Below are 18,426 nucleotides of genomic sequence, written 5' to 3'. Positions count from 1 at the left end.
ATAACGCGACTTTTTGGTAGAATAATTAGTGGACATGTTCATCTGCTTTCTATACTGAGTTGGAGGATTCTAGTATATCAGACGAACATGTCTTTTGTGTTGCACTTCATTTTACAACGCGGGAAAAGAATTGTGACAAAAGTCCAGTCTCGTTAGTATTGTTCGATAATTTCAAAATGGTAGGGGGCGAAAGCTAGACCTAATTGCTAGGAGATCTTAGTAGTTGATTGGGGCTTCTTTTTTCAGCTCTCCGACGGTTATTTTTCTGATTCTTCATTCACTTTTTGGACAAAGTAATCAATCTTACCGTCTTTTTTCAATTTTGTAATAATGGTGTTGATGCGATCACGTAAGGCAATAGACCCCTTTGGTAGCGCAATGGCATAAGAGCTGCCATCTACTTTTTTCAAGGTGATATTAGCAACAACTAAATCGGGGTGCTTAGCAACGTATCCTTCTGCGATAGCGTTCTCCATAACGATCCCTTCGATCTGACCATGCTCAAGCTCATTGATTCCTTCACTATTTTGTGTCAATGATACCGCAGAGGCTTTTGGGATCTGGTCTTGAAGGACACCCTCTTGAATGGTTCCTTTTTGGGCTGAAACAGATACCCCATCAAATGAATCTACAGATGTATATTTTCCAAGATCAGCTTTTCTAACCACTACTACATTTTTGGATTCAAAATAAGGTTCTGTAAACTCAAACGAGTCTTTACGATCTTCTGTAATTGAAATACCTGAAATGCCGTAATCCGCTTTGCCGATAGCAACACTACCCAGTACATTTGAGAAAGAGACCCCGAGAAAATGGGGCTTAACACCAAGTTCTTTAGCAATTTCTTTGGAAATTTCAACATCGATACCAGCAATTTGATCCTTACCATCCACCAGCTGTTTGTATTCAAAGGGAGCAAAATCTGGGCTAGTTGCTATAATGAGGGTCCCTCGAGATTGAACATCCTTCAAAGAGTTATCGGCTTTCTTATCAGACCCATTAAAGACACCGTAGGCACCCAGGATCAGTAAAACGGCAAGAGCGACTAGCACTATAAAATTTTTTCTTAAAGACATTGTTATCCACCATTAAGCTGTTTAGCTGGCCTATCCTTTATTTTTATACTATTTTAGCTTATAAAAATACACCTGTCAAGTTTTCATCCCTTAGTAAAAGAACTTACCCTTCCACTCACCATTGACTTTCTCGTCGTAAAAATACTCAGAAAGTTCTTCGTCATCAAATACTCGAAGGAGCTCTAGCATATCATAGGCTAAGGTCAATCGAGTGAGGTCCTTTCGATTAACCCAAAGGACCTCTCCTTCTTGGGAGGATCTGAGCTCCCCTTCATAGCCACGCGCTTTATACAAAAAGACGAGATAGCGCATTCCTTCATCTGTGTGCCAATCCTTCATTCCTACTAGTTTTGGTCGATGGATAGTGAGCCCAGTTTCTTCTAAAACTTCCCGAATGACAGCGTCATTCAGCGATTCCCCTGTTTCAATATGGCCGCCCGGTAATGCTGCTCCTGACCAAGCATAACGCTTGGGATCACGAATTTGCATAACAATATTGTCATGCTCATCTTCAATCAGACACATATTGGTTAAAATAACTTGAGACGCACGAGGTATGGTAGAGTGCTTCCTTTCCATCACAGTGATCTATTTAGGCTTTATTATAACACATAGATTATGCAAAAATGCTGAGTTGGATAACTATCTTTCTCATTATTTAACATGTTGGCTACATTGAATTAGCGAAAGAGGTATTATTTTAGTATATAATAGTAATATGAATTATCTTATCACCTATTTGATTAGGCAGTCGAAACAGCCGAGTGGTCTGGTCGGTCGGCTCCTTACTAAAATCTGGTCAACTTACTTTCAAAAGCTGAGTCTTTGGACACTGAGCTTAACGACTATACCACAAAGCCCTAGAATCCTTGATATTGGCTTTGGCGGTGGGAGTAATATCAAGACCCTTGCATCGATAGCTAAAGAGGCCGATATTTATGGTATTGATGTGTCTAATGAAGCCTATAAACAAGCGAGCAAACTGAATCGGCGACTCATCCAAAATGGACAGGTCCACCTCAGCCTAGCCGATGTCGCTCAACTCCCTTTTTCAGATCAAAGTTTTGATCTCATTGTGGCAACACAACCCCACATCTATTGGGATGAACTCGCCGAAGGTCTGGCAGAATGCGCACGTGTTTTAAGAAAAGACGGGCAACTCCTTATCAGCAGCGAAAAGGACAAAATCAATTATCATTTACCCGCATACAGTGATCCAAACGATTTTGTTGCTCTACTAAACCAACAGGGCTTTTCCGAAATTACGGTCAAAGATACCCCATCTTATATCGGTTTTATTTGCCAGAAAAAACAGAGCTAGCCTTATGCATTAGCCCTGTTTTTTTACTTTTTAAAGATAGACAATAGGAAAGCAGACAATCTCCTTACCTTAATCCATGGCCTTCAGCTCTAATACCATATCACGAATCTGAGCGGTCAGTTCAAAGTCAAGCAGCTCAGCTTTCTTTTGCGTGTTTTCCAATACCTAGATTTTTTAGTCCGAATAGGTGATCTTTTCCACTTTAGTTTTCATGAGATAACAATTTACTTTTTCGTGATAAACATCGTAGGAACCAAATCCAAACCCTTTTTCCACCACAATATAGTTTCCCTCTTCACGAGATAATAGCTCAAACGGTCCAATACCCTTAAATGTAATCAATAAAAAGATGAAATATAGAAAGACTAGCATAATGGGCACTAAAAGGGCATGGTAAGCATGCAATGTCACTTTTCTATATAGGAATGTGAACATCCCCAAAAATAATAGTGCAAAGAGCAACCAAACCAACCAAATATCTGGTTTCCATGTCATACCTAGACCATTTAACACGAAACTCACCATAAGAAAAATGCTCAACAGTCCAAATCCGATAATATAAAACCATTTGATCCTTTTATTGATTGTTTTTGTTGGCATCAATCATCTCTCCTAATCCATGGCCTTCAGCTCTAATACCATATCACGAATCTGAGCGGCCAGTTCAAAGTCAAGCAGCTCAGCAGCTTCTTGCATCTCTTTTTGGAGCTTCTTGATGGCCTCTTGACGTTCTTTCTTGGACATGGTCGATACATCCATCTCATCTGCTACTTGTGTTTCTTCATTGGTCTTAGTAATAGCAATAAGGTCCCTAATTTCCTTTTTGATCGTTTGCGGAACAATACCGTGCTCTTCATTGTAGGCCATTTGAATTTGTCGGCGACGGGCGGTTTCATCCATTGCTTTTTGCATAGACTCTGTCACCGTATCGGCATACATGATAACATGACCCTGGCTATTACGGGCAGCACGACCGATGGTCTGGATGAGGCCGCGTTCATTGCGCAAGAAGCCTTCCTTGTCAGCGTCCAAAATAGCAATCAAACTGACCTCAGGCACATCGATTCCTTCACGCAGGAGATTGATCCCAATGAGCACATCAAAGACTCCTAGGCGCAAATCACGAATAATCTCCGTTCGCTCCAGAGTCTTAATGTCGCTGTGCATATACTTAACCTTAATTCCCATCTCTTTAAGATAGTCGGTCAAGTCCTCTGCCATTTTCTTTGTGAGAGTTGTGATGAAAGTGCGCTCGCCCTTTTCGACACGGTCATTGATTTCACCTAACAAATCATCCATCTGCCCCATAGTAGGACGCACTTCGACTTCTGGATCAAGCAAGCCGGTCGGACGAATAATCTGCTCAATTACTGTGTCAGTCTGCTCCATCTCATAGTCACCTGGAGTGGCAGACACGTAGACAATCTGGTGGACATGGCTTTCAAACTCCTCACGACGTAAGGGACGATTGTCCAATGCACTAGGCAGTCGGAAACCATAATTAACCAGCATCTCCTTGCGGGAGCGGTCACCATTGTACATTCCCTTGATCTGTCCCATAGTCATGTGGCTCTCATCAATCATGATGAGGAAATCTTCCGGAAAGAAATCCAGCAAGGTATAAGGTGGCTCCCCTTCACTGCGCCCATCCATGTGACGAGAATAGTTTTCGACACCATTGGTGTAACCCATCTCACGCAGCATCTCAATATCATAGTCTGTCCGCTGTTTGAGACGCTGAGCTTCCAGAAGCTTGCCTTCGGATTCAAAGAGCTGCAGCTGGTCTTCAAGCTCAGCTTGAATTTTACTGATAGCCACTTCCATGTGTTCTTCATTGGTCATAAAGTGGGTCGCTGGGAAAATTGCCAGATGATCCACTTCACCTAAATGATGACCTGTTAGAGCATCAATCTCACGGATACGGTCGATCTCATCTCCAAAAAATTCAATTCTGAAGGCGTGTTGGTCACGGCTGGCTGGAAAGACCTCAACCACGTCACCCCGAACCCGGAAGCGCCCCCGTTGGAAATCGATGTCATTGCGTTCAAATTGAATGTCAACCAAATCGTTGAGAAGCTGGTCACGGGAGATTTCTTGACCGGGACGCAGGCTAACCACACTATCCGAATATTCTTTTGGCGACCCCAAACCGTAGATACAGCTGACAGAGGCTACAACGATAACATCGTTGCGCTCCAACAGCGCTGAAGTCGCTGAGTGACGAAGCTTATCAATTTCATCATTGACCGAGCTATCCTTCTCGATATAGGTATCAGACGAAGGGACATAGGCTTCTGGCTGATAGTAATCATAATATGAGACGAAGTACTCGACAGCATTGTCAGGGAAAAACTCCTTAAATTCTCCATAGAGCTGACCCGCTAAGGTCTTGTTATGAGCGATGACCAGGGTCGGCTTGTTGACCTTGCTGATGACTTGGCTCATGGTATAGGTCTTACCTGTCCCTGTTGCACCTAGCAAGATTTGAGCCTTCTCGCCACCCTCAATGTTATCAACTAATTGTTCAATAGCTTGCGGTTGGTCTCCTGATGGTTCATACTTAGAGACTAATTTAAATTGATTATCTGTTACACGCTCAATCATCTTTACTCCTTATTTTTTCATATAATCTATAATTTCAACTGTAGAAAACTTGGTTACAAAAATGATCCTAAAATCCACAATACGTGTATTTTGGATTGTTTCCAACTTTCCCTTACCTCTGTAGCCAAATTGTTTGGCATAAGAAACTGCCTGATTTCCTTCCTTGAATACAAGGTAAAAATATGCATAGGTACTTTCCATCACACTGCCTGCAGATAAGTGTGACTCATTATCTACCACTTTAGCCACCTTTAGGGTATTTTTGAAAATCCGGTTGGCACTGTTTCCATACTCTTCGCTGAACTCTTGAGATAGTGTCTTATTTCGTCGACCGATCGTTTCAATCAGGTCATAAGGAATCACCAAGCGCTTATTCCTAAACAGACCATAATAACGGGTGACTGCCGTCTCATCGAAACGAAACACAACTCGTCCTTGAAAGAGACTAATCCCAAAGTGAATAGCAGGTAAAAGTGCTACGAGAGCAAAAACACCATTAAATACTAGATAAATCAGTCTTTCTAACCAATCAAAATCAGTCAAAAAGAACCCGCTTAAAAACAGCATTAACCAGAAAAGGCCGAATGGTCCACATAACACTATGACCGTTAGGGTCTTCCATAAGCTATATCTTATTGTCATCACATTCTCCCACTGTTACTTCTATCTATTTTATCACAATTCAAATGCTTCGTTTGTCATCACATTCTACTTGCAACATTATTTTTTAGAAGCCCATGTTATATTTTCTTACATAGATCTCTAAAAAATTTGAACCTGCTACCTTTTTTTGGTAAAATAGGGTCGTATCTTACATTATTATAAGGAGAAAAATATGAAGAACAAACTGCTGGCACTTACAGCGAGTGTCTTATCAGTCTTCTTTATTTTCAGTGGTAAGGTTGAAGCAGCTGATAAGATTTCGATCGTATCGGATACCGCTTATGCCCCATTTGAATTTATGGACACTGACCACAAATATAAGGGGATTGATGTTGATATTATCACCGAAGTTGCTAAGCGATCTGGCTGGGACTATAAGCAAACCTACCCTGGCTTTGATGCTGCTATGAATGCGGTCTTATCTGGGCAATCTGACGGTCTAATGGCAGGGACGACCGTCACAGAAGCTCGGAAAAAAGAATTGACCTTCTCAGATACCTACTATGACACAGCTGTCGTCATCTATACCAAAAAGGGAGAAGACAGTGTCAGTGATTATCAGCAGCTGAAAGGAAAGACTGTTGGGGTCAAAAATGGAACGGCCGCACAGGCTTGGCTAAACGAACATGCTTCTGAATACGGTTACACCGTCAAAACCTTTGATACCAGCGATTTGATGAACAATAGCCTTGATCAGGGTAATGTCTATGCTGCTATGGATGATAAACCTGTCGTCCAATACGCTATCAAGCAAGGTAAAAATTATGAAATGAATATGGAGGGTGAAGCTGTTGGTAGCTTTGCCTTTGGGGTCAAAAAAGGCAGTGATAAAGAATACTTAGTCGATGATTTCAATAAGGCTCTAGCCGCTATGAAAAAAGACGGTACTTACGATAAGATCATGAAGAAATGGCTGGGAGATTCTGTCAATGAAAATTCAACAACCCCTTCTGCCCAGCTAAAATTGACCGGAAAGGCTGATGCCAAGGCTAAGTCTGTTAAAGATACCTATACTATCGTATTAGATTCATCTTTTGCACCGTTTGAGTTTCAAAAAGGCAATGATGCTTACACTGGTATAGATGTCGAACTCATTCAAGCTATTGCTAAACAACAAGGCTTTAAGGTTAAATTACAATATCCTGGCTTTGATGCTGCACTTAATGCTGTTCAAACCAGTCAAGCAGATGCTATGATTGCTGGTATGTCCATAACGGATGAACGTAAAAAGCAATTCGATTTTTCAGATGCTTACTACACCTCAAAGATTATTGTCGCTGTTGCATCAAATTCTCAGGTCAGCAAATATGAAGACCTCAAGAATAAAACTGTCGGTGCTAAGAAGGGAACCTCTTCTTATGAATGGTTGAGCGCTAACGACGACAAATACGGCTTTAAGGTCCGTGCTTTCGATGATGGTTCTACCCTGTATGATAGCCTTAACAGCGGTACTGTGGACGCTATTATGGATGATGAAGCAGTCCTAAAATATGCCATCTCTCAGGGGCGTAAATTTAAAACACCTATTGCAGGTGAAAAATCTGGGGATCTTGGATTTGCTGTTAAGCGTGGTTCCAACCCTGAATTAATCCAAATGTTCAACAATGGTCTTGCTCATTTGGTCAAAACTGGTGAATACGACAAGATCATCAACAAATACTTAGGGTCTAATAAGACTGCCAACACTGATGCTGCAGATGAGACAAGCATTTGGGGGCTGATCAAAAACAACCACGAGCAATTACTGCAAGGGCTCTGGATTACTATTGCCCTGACCCTACTTTCCTTTGCTATTGCTATGGTCATCGGGGTTATCTTTGGTATGATGGCAGTTGCTCCAAGTAAGACTCTCAGATTAATCTCTCAAATCTTCGTTGATGTTGTCCGTGGTATTCCTTTGATGATTGTAGCAGCTTTCATCTACTGGGGAATTCCTAACCTGATTGAATCCATTACCGGTAAGCAATCACCTATCAATGATTTCTTAGCAGCTACTATCGCCCTCTCGCTCAATGGTGGTGCCTATATTGCTGAGATTGTGCGGGGCGGTATCGAAGCTGTTCCTAAGGGACAGATGGAGGCTAGTCGAAGCTTGGGAATCTCCTATGGAACGTCTATGCGTCGGGTTATTCTTCCACAGGCTATCCGTCTGATGTTGCCAAACTTTATCAATCAATTTGTCATTTCACTTAAGGATACAACCATCGTTTCTGCGATCGGCTTAGTTGAACTTTTCCAAACTGGTAAGATTATTATTGCCCGCAACTACCAATCCTTCCGTATGTACGCCATTCTTGGTATTATCTATCTAGTGATTATCACCCTATTAACACGTTTGGCTAAGCGCTTAGAAAGGAAGTTGAAATAATGGCAGAATTAAAAATTGATGTTCAGGATCTTCATAAGTCCTACGGTGACAATGAGGTCCTAAAAGGCATCGACGCTCAATTCCACGAAGGGGATGTTGTTTGTATTATTGGTCCTTCAGGCTCTGGTAAATCAACTTTCCTTCGCACCCTGAACCTCTTAGAAACTATCACGAGTGGACGTGTTATTGTCGATGGCTATGAGCTTTCGGATCCTAAAACCAATGTGGATAAGGCACGAGAAAATATCGGAATGGTATTTCAGCACTTCAACCTTTTCCCACACATGTCTGTTCTAGACAATATTACCTTCGCACCTATCGAGTTAGGTAAGATGGATAAATCAAAGGCAGAGCAAGTAGGCATGGATCTGCTGGAGAAAGTTGGGTTAGCGGACAAGCGTGATGTTAGTCCTGAAAGTCTCTCCGGTGGTCAAAAGCAGCGTGTTGCGATTGCTCGCAGCCTCGCTATGAACCCTGACATCATGCTCTTTGATGAACCCACATCAGCATTGGATCCTGAAATGGTCGGTGATGTTCTCAACGTTATGAAGGATCTCGCTCAACAGGGAATGACCATGTTGATCGTTACTCACGAAATGGGCTTTGCCCGTCAGGTAGCCAACCGAGTTATCTTTACCGATGGTGGGCAGTTCCTCGAAGACGGTTCCCCAGAGCAAATCTTTGATAATCCTCAGCATCCCCGCCTTAAAGAATTTTTAGACAAGGTGTTGAATGCCTAATCTCATTTCTATACCCTTCCGTTAACTTGTTGTTAGCGAGGGTATTTTTTTAGCCAATGAGAAACGAATCTGATACAAAAATCCAGTTTCGTTGGTATTATGTAGGTTTACTAGATTAACAAGTACCTGAAACAGTCCACCAGAGTGTTTCAGGGATATCGCCTAGAAAGATAAAAGAGCGAAAAAAAAATCAGTAAACCGTGATTTCATCACGATTTACTGATTTCGTCCCACTCTCAATTTTTTGTTGCTTCTTGAGCTTCTTTTTTCTCTCTTTCTAAACGCTCTTTACGCTTAGGATTGAGGGTATTGAAAAGCTCTTCTAACTTTTCAGCATTCCAAACATCGGCTGCTGACACAAAGTTACCATCTTTGTCTTTAAAGGATATTGGTTTATCTCCCATAGCATACCTCTATCATTAAAAGTTTAATCTACAAACTCAAATTCAAAATTTCCAATACGGACGAGGTCACCATCTTTAGCACCACGATCACGTAGGGCCTGGTCAACTCCCATTCCCCGCAGTTGGCGAGCGAATTTCATCAGAGATTCGTCACGCTCTAAGTTAGTCATGACAAAGAGTTTTTCCAGTTTAGCCCCAGACAAGACCCAGGTTGCATCATCGTCACGTGAGATTTCAAATGGCTGTTCGTCAGCATCAAAGCCATAGTAGGCTTCCTCTTGTTCCATATCTTCTTCGCTGTAGAGCAAGAACTCATCCGTTTGATCGAGTAGCTCTGCCGTCGCTTCTAATAAATTTTCCAAGCCCTGATGCGCCAAGCTTGAGATTGGGAAGATCATCGGTAGCTCTTCAAATTCATCATAATTAGCGGCGAGTTTTTCCTTAAAACTCTTGAGATTGTCCTGCGCCTCAGGCATATCCATCTTGTTTGCCACAATAATCTGCGGACGCTCCATGAGACGAAGATTATAGGTTTCCAATTCATTATTGATAGAAAGGTAATCTTCATAAGGATCACGTCCTTCAGAAGCAGACATATCGATCACATGCAGGATAACACGGGTGCGCTCAATGTGACGGAGGAACTGAGTTCCAAGCCCAACACCTTGACTGGCCCCCTCAATAAGACCAGGCAGATCCGCCATAGCAAAGCTCTCACCCGATTTGGTACGTACCATCCCAAGATTGGGTACAATGGTTGTAAAGTGATAAGCTCCTATTTTGGGCTTAGCTGCGGTTACGACACTAAGCAAGGTAGATTTCCCGACTGACGGGAAGCCAACCAGTCCTACATCTGCTAAAATCTTCAGCTCTAACTGCAACTCACGTTCTTCGCCTGGTTCCCCATTTTCAGAGATTTCCGGTGCCGGATTGCGTGGTGTTGCAAAGCGAATATTCCCACGGCCACCGCGACCGCCTTTAGCGACCACGAATTCTTGACCATTCTCAACTAAATCAGTTAGAATCTTGCCAGTTTCAGCATCTCGCACTGTTGTACCGGGTGGAATAGCGACAATCAGGTCTTCGGCCCCACGTCCGTGCATGCCCTTAGTCATCCCCTTCTCACCATTTTTAGCCTTGAACTTACGATTATAACGAAAATCCATCAGAGTGCGCAAGCCCTCATCGACCTTGAAGATGACTGAGCCACCCTTGCCGCCATCACCGCCCCATGGTCCACCATTAGGGACATATTTCTCACGGCGAAAGGCCACCATACCATCTCCGCCACGACCAGCTTTGACGCTGATCTTAGCTGTATCCAAAAACATACTCATTCAAACTAGTTCCTATCTTGTAAATTCTAAAAAAAGAGTAAGACAGATAGCCGACTCTGCTCCCCATAATCTCTAGCAGTACGTCATCCGAGCAGGCTATTTGAGTATCACTCAGCGAAAAAGAGCTGAATCCGCCCTCTTACTCTTTCCATGTTCAACCTTAATCTATCGGATTAACTTTACTGGCTCATTAGACCAATTCTATGTTCAACTTTTCAGCAAAGCATAGAGAATCTCATCACTATCCTACATCTCTACCCCTATTGACCCCATACAAAATTTAAGGCCAGAACACCTCTGTCCCAGCCTTTACATTAGAAAATAGCAGCCAGCGCTCCCAAAACAATAGCAACTACCGTTACAATGATCATAATCAGCATAACAAAGCGCGTTAGGTGTTCAAAACCTGTCTTCTTACGTGGCCCATTATCTCCAAATGCCATAATCTCTTCCTCTCAATTAGTGATATTATAACTTATATTACCATGATTAAGGGGAATGCGCAAGACTTACCTAGATAGAGTATGGGGTGCAGATTTTTAGAAAGTAGAGAAGTATATTTAAAAACAGGAGAAATTCGAATAGCTTGTTTGTCATGTCATCATCCCTTCGTCTATTTCCTTTCAATCGTAGTCATATGACTGGATTACTTGACCTTTTTTTGAGAGCTGTCACTCTTTGTAGATAGGGGTCTAGCTTTTTGAATCTTTTGCTTATAAAAGAGGCTGAGACAAAAGTTCTCAGCCTTATTTATTTAGACAATTTTACTGACTAGGCGCAGGGGTTGGATATCCTTATTTTGGGATATACTCTCTTGACGACTTATGGCTCTATACCGATTTTTTGACGGACAACTTCTGCAATAGTGTCCACATAATAATCAACCAATTCTTGGGTAGGCGCCTCTGCCATTACACGAAGCAAGGGCTCTGTTCCACTTGGACGAACCAAGATACGACCGTTACCAGCCATTTCCTTTTCCATCTTTTCAATAATTGCAGCGATTTCAGGGACATCCATAGCTTTAGACTTCATAGTGTTATCCACACGGATATTAACTAGTTTTTGAGGGTAGATAGTCACTTCAGATGCTAGTTCTGACAAGGTTTTACCAGTTTCCTTAAGTATTTTAGCAAGCTGTACTCCAGTCAACTGACCGTCACCTGTCGTATTGTAATCCATGATGACTACATGTCCTGACTGCTCTCCTCCCAAATTATAGCCGCTCTTTCTCATTTCTTCAACAACGTAGCGATCCCCAACAGCTGTCACTACTTTATTAATATTTTGCTGATCGAGAGCCTTATGGAAGGCCAAGTTAGACATGACAGTGGTCACGATTGTATTGTGGGCAAGTTTCCCTTGCTCAGATAAATACTTACCAATGATAAACATAATACGATCACCATCAACGATAGCACCATTTTCATCAACAGCAATCAGACGGTCACTATCACCATCAAAAGCTAAACCAAGATCGGCACCAACCTCTTTGACCGTCTCTTGTAGTTGCTCAGGATGGGTAGAGCCACAGCCATCATTAATGTTGAGACCATTGGGACTTTCACCGATCACTGTGATATCTGCGTTCAAGTCGAGAAAAACATCTCTGGCTGAGACGGAGGCAGCCCCATTAGCAGTATCCAAAGCAATTTTCATTCCTTCAAGATCTGTGCCAGTCTCTACTAAAAATTTCTCGTACTTGCGCAGTCCTTCGGGATAATCAACAACAGTCCCAATCCCTTGGGCTGACGGACGTGGCAGGGTATCTTCCGGAGCTTCCAAAAGAGCTTCTATCTCTTCTTCACGCGCATCATCTAGTTTAAAGCCATCACTTCCAAAGAACTTAATCCCATTATCCTGAGCAGGATTATGGCTAGCTGAAATCATGACACCCGCACTAGCTTTTTCAGTGCGAACCAAGTAAGAAACGCCAGGAGTTGCTAAGACACCAAGATTGTAAACTTCGATACCTACTGAGAGCAAGCCTGCTACTAAAGCAAATTCCAGCATCTCACCAGAAATACGGGTATCCCTGGCTACAAATACTCGAGGACGTTCTATCTCATGCTGGCTAAGGACATAGCCGCCAAATCGCCCCAGTTTAAAGGCCAATTCTGGTGTCAGTTCTACATTTGCTTCTCCACGAACGCCGTCTGTTCCAAAATATTTTCCCATAATAGTCTTAGTGCTGGGCACTTTCCTCCATTCTTCTATCAAAATACTACTAATGTTTTTTTACTTTAAAGGTGACCTTTACTCTACCTGGAGTGACAAGATTATCACCTGAAGATAGTGAAACTGTTTTTGTCGTATTTTTAGTAATTTGTGCAATATCTATTGTAGCCGTCACCGACTTAATCTTATCCAGATCTTTCTTCTTTCCTCTAAGGGTGACCTTTGAGGTACCTAGACTATAGTCGATAGAAGCTACAGACGGATCCATCTGACCAGTGAACTTGATCTTGACTGGAACCTTCTTAGTTGATGAGGTAACGTTCACTTTAAGGTTGGCTGTTTGTTTCTCAATCGTTGCAGGCAGGACATTGCCTTTTTTATCAACAGCTTCTAAATTAACCTCCCCTTGATAATCTTTCGTTAAAGGGGAAATATCGTCAGGTAAACTAGCTCTGATGTGGTCAATGCGTGTGATTGTATCCTCGTTACTGGTCACTGCCACCTTATCCAGTGATACAGTGGCAGATCCTAGGCTATAGCCCTTTTGTAACTGTTTTGTTTCAATATCAGCTTGAACATTAAAATTCTTAGTTTTGCGCTTACCTATGGTGACACTCACTGTTCTTGGAATAACCTTAGCTGTCATACCAGAAGGTAGGTTGTGAACATCCAGCTCTACATTTGAGGTCCCTTCTGCAACATTGCTGAGATCGGCTACCACTTGAATATTTCTAGTCGAAGCATCCAATTCAGTGGTTAAATTAATCCTGTTTGAAGATGATAATTGCACGCTAACATTGCTAGCATAACCAGAAATATAGTATTTTTTACTATCATATTCAAAGCTAATAGGAATATTTTTTAAGGTATGACTGTAAGTAGAGGAACGACTGCCATTTGTGATTCCTCTTGTATTTCCTTCGCCGGTTGTTACCGTTAAAAAGACAAGCGTAGCTAGAAATACTGAAAAAAGAGCGGTAACCAAACGTCTTCTTATTTTTCTTCTGAGAGAGTAATGTTTAAACCATTTACTTATCACCTGAGTGCCCTCCTCTCAGACGCTTAAGAAGAGAAGGTCGCTGAGGTTGTGATTGTATGAGATTGTCACGTAAAAAGCTTTCAAGCTCTTCTTTAGACAAATCATGTAGGAACTCTCCACGGTAGGTCACAGAAAGACCACCTGTCTCTTCGGAAACAACCAAGGTTAATGAATCTGAGTTCTCCGACAAGCCAATAGCGGCACGATGGCGCGTTCCAAACTCTTTAGAGATGCTAGCTGACTCTGTCAATGGTAGGTAAGAGCAAGCTGTCGCAATCTTATTGCCTCTAATAATCACAGCTCCATCGTGTAACGGTGTATTGGGAATAAAAATATTAATTAAGAGCTGGCTGGATATATCTGCATCCAATTGAATCCCCGTTGAGATATACTCCTGCAATGTTTGAGTTCCCTCAATAGCGATCAAGGCTCCGATCTTACGTGGACTCATGTAGGCAACAGCCTTCATCAAGGCATCGATGACCTGTTCTTCCTCAGTCAAATTAGAGGTTTGGATAAAGGTCTGAGGAGCACGCCCAAACTTTTCCAACCCCGTACGGATCTCGGGAGTGAAAATAACTACTGCTGCAATAACTCCATAAGTAATAACTTGATTCATCAAGTAACTAACAGTTGTCAGCCCAATCGCTTGTGCCAGAAAGCGCAGTAAGACAAATAGGATAACTCCCTGGACTAAAGACATGACCTTGGTTCCAGCCAAAGCATTGATAAACTTATAAATCAAATAGGCAACAATGGCAACATCTAAGATATTGACCACTAGAGCCCATGGACTGGAAAAGACCGATTGCCAGAACTCTGGATCAACATTAATGAGACTATTCATAACTCCCTCTCTTATTAGAATAAACTGTTGAAATCATCCTTACTATTATAGCATGTTTTGCCATCTTTTTCGCTATCCTTCTCCCTTATTTTTGTGATAGAATAGTGGTATGAATTTACGTACATTATTAGGAATCACAGCGGGCAAAACCGCTCACACTGTTTTGAGTAAAATGGGGCGGGGATCGACCCTCCCTGGACAGTTAGCCTTAAAATTTGATCCTACTATTTTGGATAAATTAGCTAAGGATTATGAAATCGTCGTTGTGACCGGTACCAATGGCAAGACACTGACGACAGCTCTCATCGTTGGGATTTTAGAGGAAGCCTTTGGCCCCATCGTTACTAACCCTAGCGGAGCCAATATGATCTCAGGAATCGCCTCAACCTTTTTGACAGCAAAAAAGAGCAAATCTGGTAAAAAGATCGCTGTCCTAGAGATTGACGAAGCCAGCCTACCTCGGGTTACTGATTATCTCAAACCTAGTCTATTTGTCTTCACCAATATCTTCCGGGATCAAATGGATCGCTATGGAGAGATTTACACTACCTACCAATTTATTTTAGATGGAGCTAGTAAGACTCCAGAAGCTACGATTTTAGCCAATGGAGACAGCCCAATTTTTAACTCTGGCGAGGTTAAAAATCCTAGGAAATTCTATGGCTTTAATACTGAGAAAACTCCAGCCAAACAAGCCCACTATAATACCGAAGGAATCCTCTGTCCCAACTGTCAGCATATCTTAGAGTATAGGCTAAACACTTATGCTAATCTCGGTGATTATGCTTGTCCAAACTGCGATTTCAAGCGTCCTGAGTTAGACTATCAATTAACTGAGTTAACTGATATCACCAATACCTCATCATCTTTTGTTATTGACGGACAAGATTATAAAATTAATGTCGGTGGTTTATACAATATTTACAACGCTCTAGCCGCTGTTGCTGTTGCTGAACATTTCGGAATTGACCCAAGCAAGATCAAAGAAGGCTTTAATAAGAGCCGGGCCGTATTTGGGCGACAAGAAACCTTCGCCATCGGAGATAAATCATGCACTTTGGTCTTGATTAAAAATCCAGTGGGCGCCAGTCAAGCCTTGGAAATGATAAAACTAGCACCTTATGATTTTAGCCTGTCGGTCCTGCTCAATGCTAAATATGCCGATGGCATTGATACTAGCTGGATATGGGATGCTGATTTTGAAGCTATCACTCATATGCCTATCACTGAAATAAATGCTGGTGGTGTCCGTCATTCTGAAATTGCACGCCGCCTGCGTGTCACAGGCTATCCTGAAGATAAGATTACCCAGCATGACAATCTAGAAGCCATTATGGCAGCGATTGAGTCTCAGGAGGCTGATCATGCCTATATCTTAGCCACTTACACGGCTATGCTGGAATTTCGTGAACTGTTAGCCAATCGACGAGCTGTAGAAAAGGAGATGCACTAATGGTCTATACTTCATTACAATCCCCACAAAATAAAGATTACTCTTATCAACTCAATATTGCTCATCTCTACGGTAACCTTATGAATACCTATGGTGATAATGGCAACATCCTTATGCTCAAGTATGTCGCAGAAAAGCTCGGTGCTAGTGTGACCGTTGATATCGTTTCTTTGGAGGATGACTTTGATGACAATCATTACAATCTTGTCTTTTTCGGTGGAGGGCAGGATTATGAGCAAAGCATCGTCGCCAAAAATCTTCCTCTGATCAAAGACTCGATCGGTCGCTATATTGAGAATAACGGTGTCCTTCTCGCTATCTGCGGAGGATTTCAGCTCTTGGGTCAATACTATATCCAAGCCAATGGGCAACGTATCGATGGTATTGGTGTGATGGGGCATTATACACTCAATCAAAAGGATAATCGCTATATCGGTGATATCAAAATTCACAATGAGGAATTTGATGAAACCTATTATGGTTTTGAAAACCATCAAGGTCGTACCTTTTTATCAGAGGATGAAAAGCCTCTAGGAGTCTGTGTCTATGGCAGTGGGAATAATAAAGAAGACGCAACCGAAGGCGTCCACTATAAGAATGTCTTTGGTAGCTATTTCCACGGTCCTATCCTTTCTCGAAACGCTAATCTGGCTTACCGCCTAGTTACGACTGCCTTGCGTAATAAATATGGGCAAGAGATTCCATTAGCCAGTTATGATGAAATCCTCAGCCAAGAGATTCCAGAGGAATATGCTGACATCAAATCCAAGGCAGACTTTACAGCCTAGTTTCAAAAGTCCAATTCATCGGGCTTTTATTTTTCAAAAAAAGAGACCCGATGGGTCTCTTTTTGGCTTCTTAAATCTGATTATTTTTCTTCTTTTTTGGAGTATTTACCAGCAAAGAAGGCAATAATAGCTAGAATAACAGCACCAGAAAGAAGATAAGCAAAAATGTTAGAGTTCTTTTTGACACCTACTTCTGATTCTCCATTTTGCTTACCAGAAGCAATGGGTTTTTCAGAAGAACTGCTTGATGATGAGCTACCTTTCGCATCTTTTTCATCCTGAACACGAGTTGATGATGGAGCTGTTGGACTTTGTGGCAATGATTTCTCTACATCGTCTTGACGTCTTGCACGTCCCTCAGTCGCAGATTTCCCTTCAATAGCAGATGGACTTGTTGGCATAGAGTCATCTGGTTTTGAATCCTCGACAGAAGGCTTGGTTGATGGCTGGTCATTGTTTTGACTCGGTTTAGGCTCATCTCCTGATCCTGATGGTGCTTCAGAACCTGGATTTGGAGCTGGAGTTCCTGGAGCAGGAGATTCAGATCCAGGTCCTGGATTTGGAGCTGGGGTTTCTGAAGTAGATGGACCTTCTCCTGGAGCAGGAGATTCAGACCCAGATCCTGGATTTGGAGCTGGGGTTTCAGATCCTGGATTTGATGGAATTTGAGTGTTAGGATCTACTTCAGATGAGCCAGTCTCTGAATTTTGCGGTTCCATATTTGGCATGGATTCCAACTTAACTGGAACAAATACATCTTTTTTAGAATTATCTTTGTAAGTGATTACCACATGAACAGTAGTATCTTCAGTAGGGGTGAATGGGAACGACACCTTGTCATCCTCTACAGAGGCAGTAGCGCCATCAGGTAGTTCTCCTTCTCCAAATGCCTTTCTAATAAAGTCATCTTCACTAGCAATTACTTCGTTGGGTTGGACTTTAACTTCTTGTGGTTCAATCCCAGAGTTTTCTACTTCTGTTGCAGACTGTTCACTATTATTTTCACTAGTCGTTTCTTCAGCTGTGCTTGCTGCTGTTGCTGGACTAGTCACGTCATCTGCTGCAGTCTCTGAAGGAAGTTCAGCTACTGCTGCAGATTCTTCTTTTGGAGACTGGCTTGCTGCTGGCTCCGATGAAGCTGTAGCAGGTGTTTCTGTTTCAGGTACCGCTGTCGCCTCTGCAGCAGATGTCTGCTCAGCTGTTTCTTGCACTTGTGGAGTAGCCGTTTCAACAGCTCCTGCTGAGGCAGGAGTTGCTTGGTTTTCATCAGCAAAAGTTGTAGTGGTTGCAAGGACACTAGCGAAGAATAAACTTCCTACCAATGCACTCTTTACCGTTTTTGATGTCTTTGAAATCATCTCATTAATCCTCCTGAGATATTAAGCTATGTTAGGATGGGCTTATGCTTGGCATAAAACCAACTCACTAACAATGATAGCATAATGCCTTAATTCTGTAAATAACTACCAATCGTTTGGTAATATTTCAAGTCAATTATTACTAACATCTAATGGGTTATGATTTACAATTAGATTGCACCTTATGTTCATCTACAATTCAACTTATTTATAAAAATTTACAATCAAAAAATCCTCTCTATTTCTAGAG

General features: G+C 42.0%; 17 protein-coding genes and 1 pseudogene. 5 read left to right on the top strand and 13 right to left on the bottom strand.

What is annotated here, in order from left to right:
- Positions 1–257: 257 nt before the first annotated feature.
- Entirely contained in the window at positions 258–1,076 is an 819-nt protein-coding gene (locus AC4HAJ_RS04480; protein ID WP_491078960.1) for a transporter substrate-binding domain-containing protein, read from the bottom strand.
- A gap of 90 nt (positions 1,077–1,166) precedes the next feature.
- Positions 1,167–1,634 (bottom strand): 8-oxo-dGTP diphosphatase, encoded by a 468-nt coding sequence (locus AC4HAJ_RS04475; protein WP_491078969.1) that lies wholly within the window; start codon positions 1,632–1,634, stop codon positions 1,167–1,169.
- A gap of 160 nt (positions 1,635–1,794) precedes the next feature.
- On the opposite strand from AC4HAJ_RS04475, the gene AC4HAJ_RS04470 reads away from it, so the two are divergent.
- A complete protein-coding gene (locus AC4HAJ_RS04470) occupies positions 1,795–2,397 on the top strand; it encodes a class I SAM-dependent methyltransferase (RefSeq protein WP_491078959.1) in 603 nt (200 codons plus the stop codon).
- Between the two features lie 69 nt (positions 2,398–2,466).
- On the opposite strand, the pseudogene AC4HAJ_RS04465 reads toward AC4HAJ_RS04470, so the two are convergent.
- The 4 genes and pseudogenes from AC4HAJ_RS04465 to AC4HAJ_RS04450 all read right to left on the bottom strand — a co-directional run.
- Positions 2,467–2,547 (bottom strand): annotated as a pseudogene (locus tag AC4HAJ_RS04465) (UvrB/UvrC motif-containing protein); the annotation flags it as partial.
- A gap of 24 nt (positions 2,548–2,571) precedes the next feature.
- Positions 2,572–2,997, bottom strand: a complete 426-nt coding sequence (locus tag AC4HAJ_RS04460) for a hypothetical protein (RefSeq protein ID WP_491078958.1) — start codon at positions 2,995–2,997, stop codon at positions 2,572–2,574.
- Between the two features lie 12 nt (positions 2,998–3,009).
- A complete protein-coding gene (uvrB, locus tag AC4HAJ_RS04455; protein ID WP_491078957.1) occupies positions 3,010–5,001 on the bottom strand; it encodes an excinuclease ABC subunit UvrB in 1,992 nt (663 codons plus the stop codon).
- Between the two features lie 9 nt (positions 5,002–5,010).
- Positions 5,011–5,544 carry a hypothetical protein gene (locus tag AC4HAJ_RS04450; protein WP_491078956.1) on the bottom strand — a complete coding sequence of 178 codons (534 nt, stop codon included), beginning with the start codon at positions 5,542–5,544 and terminating at the stop codon, positions 5,011–5,013.
- Between the two features lie 292 nt (positions 5,545–5,836).
- Between AC4HAJ_RS04450 and AC4HAJ_RS04445 the strand changes: the two genes are divergently transcribed.
- Positions 5,837–8,032, top strand: coding sequence for an ABC transporter substrate-binding protein/permease (locus AC4HAJ_RS04445; RefSeq protein ID WP_491078955.1), 2,196 nt, complete (start codon positions 5,837–5,839; stop codon positions 8,030–8,032).
- Positions 8,032–8,772 (top strand): amino acid ABC transporter ATP-binding protein, encoded by a 741-nt coding sequence (locus AC4HAJ_RS04440; RefSeq protein ID WP_491078954.1) that lies wholly within the window; start codon positions 8,032–8,034, stop codon positions 8,770–8,772. The genes AC4HAJ_RS04445 and AC4HAJ_RS04440 overlap by 1 nt, the downstream gene beginning before the upstream one ends.
- Before the next feature lie 236 nt (positions 8,773–9,008).
- On the opposite strand, the gene AC4HAJ_RS04435 is transcribed toward AC4HAJ_RS04440, so the two are convergent.
- The 6 genes from AC4HAJ_RS04435 to cdaA all read right to left on the bottom strand — a co-directional run bounded on the left by AC4HAJ_RS04435 (position 9,009) and on the right by cdaA (position 14,577).
- On the bottom strand, positions 9,009–9,176 hold the full coding sequence (locus AC4HAJ_RS04435; protein ID WP_491078953.1) for a hypothetical protein: 168 nt from the start codon (positions 9,174–9,176) through the stop codon (positions 9,009–9,011).
- A 23-nt stretch (positions 9,177–9,199) separates the two neighbouring features.
- Complete coding sequence (obgE, locus tag AC4HAJ_RS04430; protein WP_491078952.1) at positions 9,200–10,513, bottom strand: GTPase ObgE; 1,314 nt, start codon at positions 10,511–10,513, stop codon at positions 9,200–9,202.
- A gap of 314 nt (positions 10,514–10,827) precedes the next feature.
- Positions 10,828–10,956, bottom strand: a complete 129-nt coding sequence (locus AC4HAJ_RS04425; protein ID WP_491078951.1) for a DUF4044 domain-containing protein — start codon at positions 10,954–10,956, stop codon at positions 10,828–10,830.
- A 379-nt stretch (positions 10,957–11,335) separates the two neighbouring features.
- A complete protein-coding gene (gene glmM, locus AC4HAJ_RS04420; protein ID WP_491078950.1) occupies positions 11,336–12,691 on the bottom strand; it encodes a phosphoglucosamine mutase in 1,356 nt (451 codons plus the stop codon).
- 49 nt (positions 12,692–12,740) lie between these two features.
- Entirely contained in the window at positions 12,741–13,730 is a 990-nt protein-coding gene (locus AC4HAJ_RS04415) for a CdaR family protein (protein ID WP_491078949.1), read from the bottom strand.
- Positions 13,720–14,577, bottom strand: coding sequence for a diadenylate cyclase CdaA (cdaA, locus tag AC4HAJ_RS04410; RefSeq protein WP_491078948.1), 858 nt, complete (start codon positions 14,575–14,577; stop codon positions 13,720–13,722). Before cdaA ends, AC4HAJ_RS04415 begins: the two co-directional genes overlap by 11 nt.
- A gap of 109 nt (positions 14,578–14,686) precedes the next feature.
- Here cdaA and murT point away from each other — a divergent pair, with 109 nt between their 5' ends.
- Positions 14,687–16,030 (top strand): lipid II isoglutaminyl synthase subunit MurT, encoded by a 1,344-nt coding sequence (gene murT, locus AC4HAJ_RS04405; RefSeq protein WP_491078947.1) that lies wholly within the window; start codon positions 14,687–14,689, stop codon positions 16,028–16,030.
- A complete protein-coding gene (gene gatD, locus AC4HAJ_RS04400) occupies positions 16,030–16,818 on the top strand; it encodes a lipid II isoglutaminyl synthase subunit GatD (protein WP_491078946.1) in 789 nt (262 codons plus the stop codon). Before murT ends, gatD begins: the two co-directional genes overlap by 1 nt.
- Positions 16,819–16,898: 80 nt before the next feature.
- On the opposite strand, the gene AC4HAJ_RS04395 is transcribed toward gatD, so the two are convergent.
- Positions 16,899–18,176 carry a hypothetical protein gene (locus AC4HAJ_RS04395; protein ID WP_491078945.1) on the bottom strand — a complete coding sequence of 426 codons (1,278 nt, stop codon included), beginning with the start codon at positions 18,174–18,176 and terminating at the stop codon, positions 16,899–16,901.
- Positions 18,177–18,426 lie beyond the last annotated feature (250 nt).

The sequence above is a fragment of the Streptococcus sp. ALY_211 genome (genome assembly GCF_058314555.1).
Note: the sequence above shows the minus strand (reverse complement) of the source record. Positions and strands in the feature narration are given on the sequence as shown.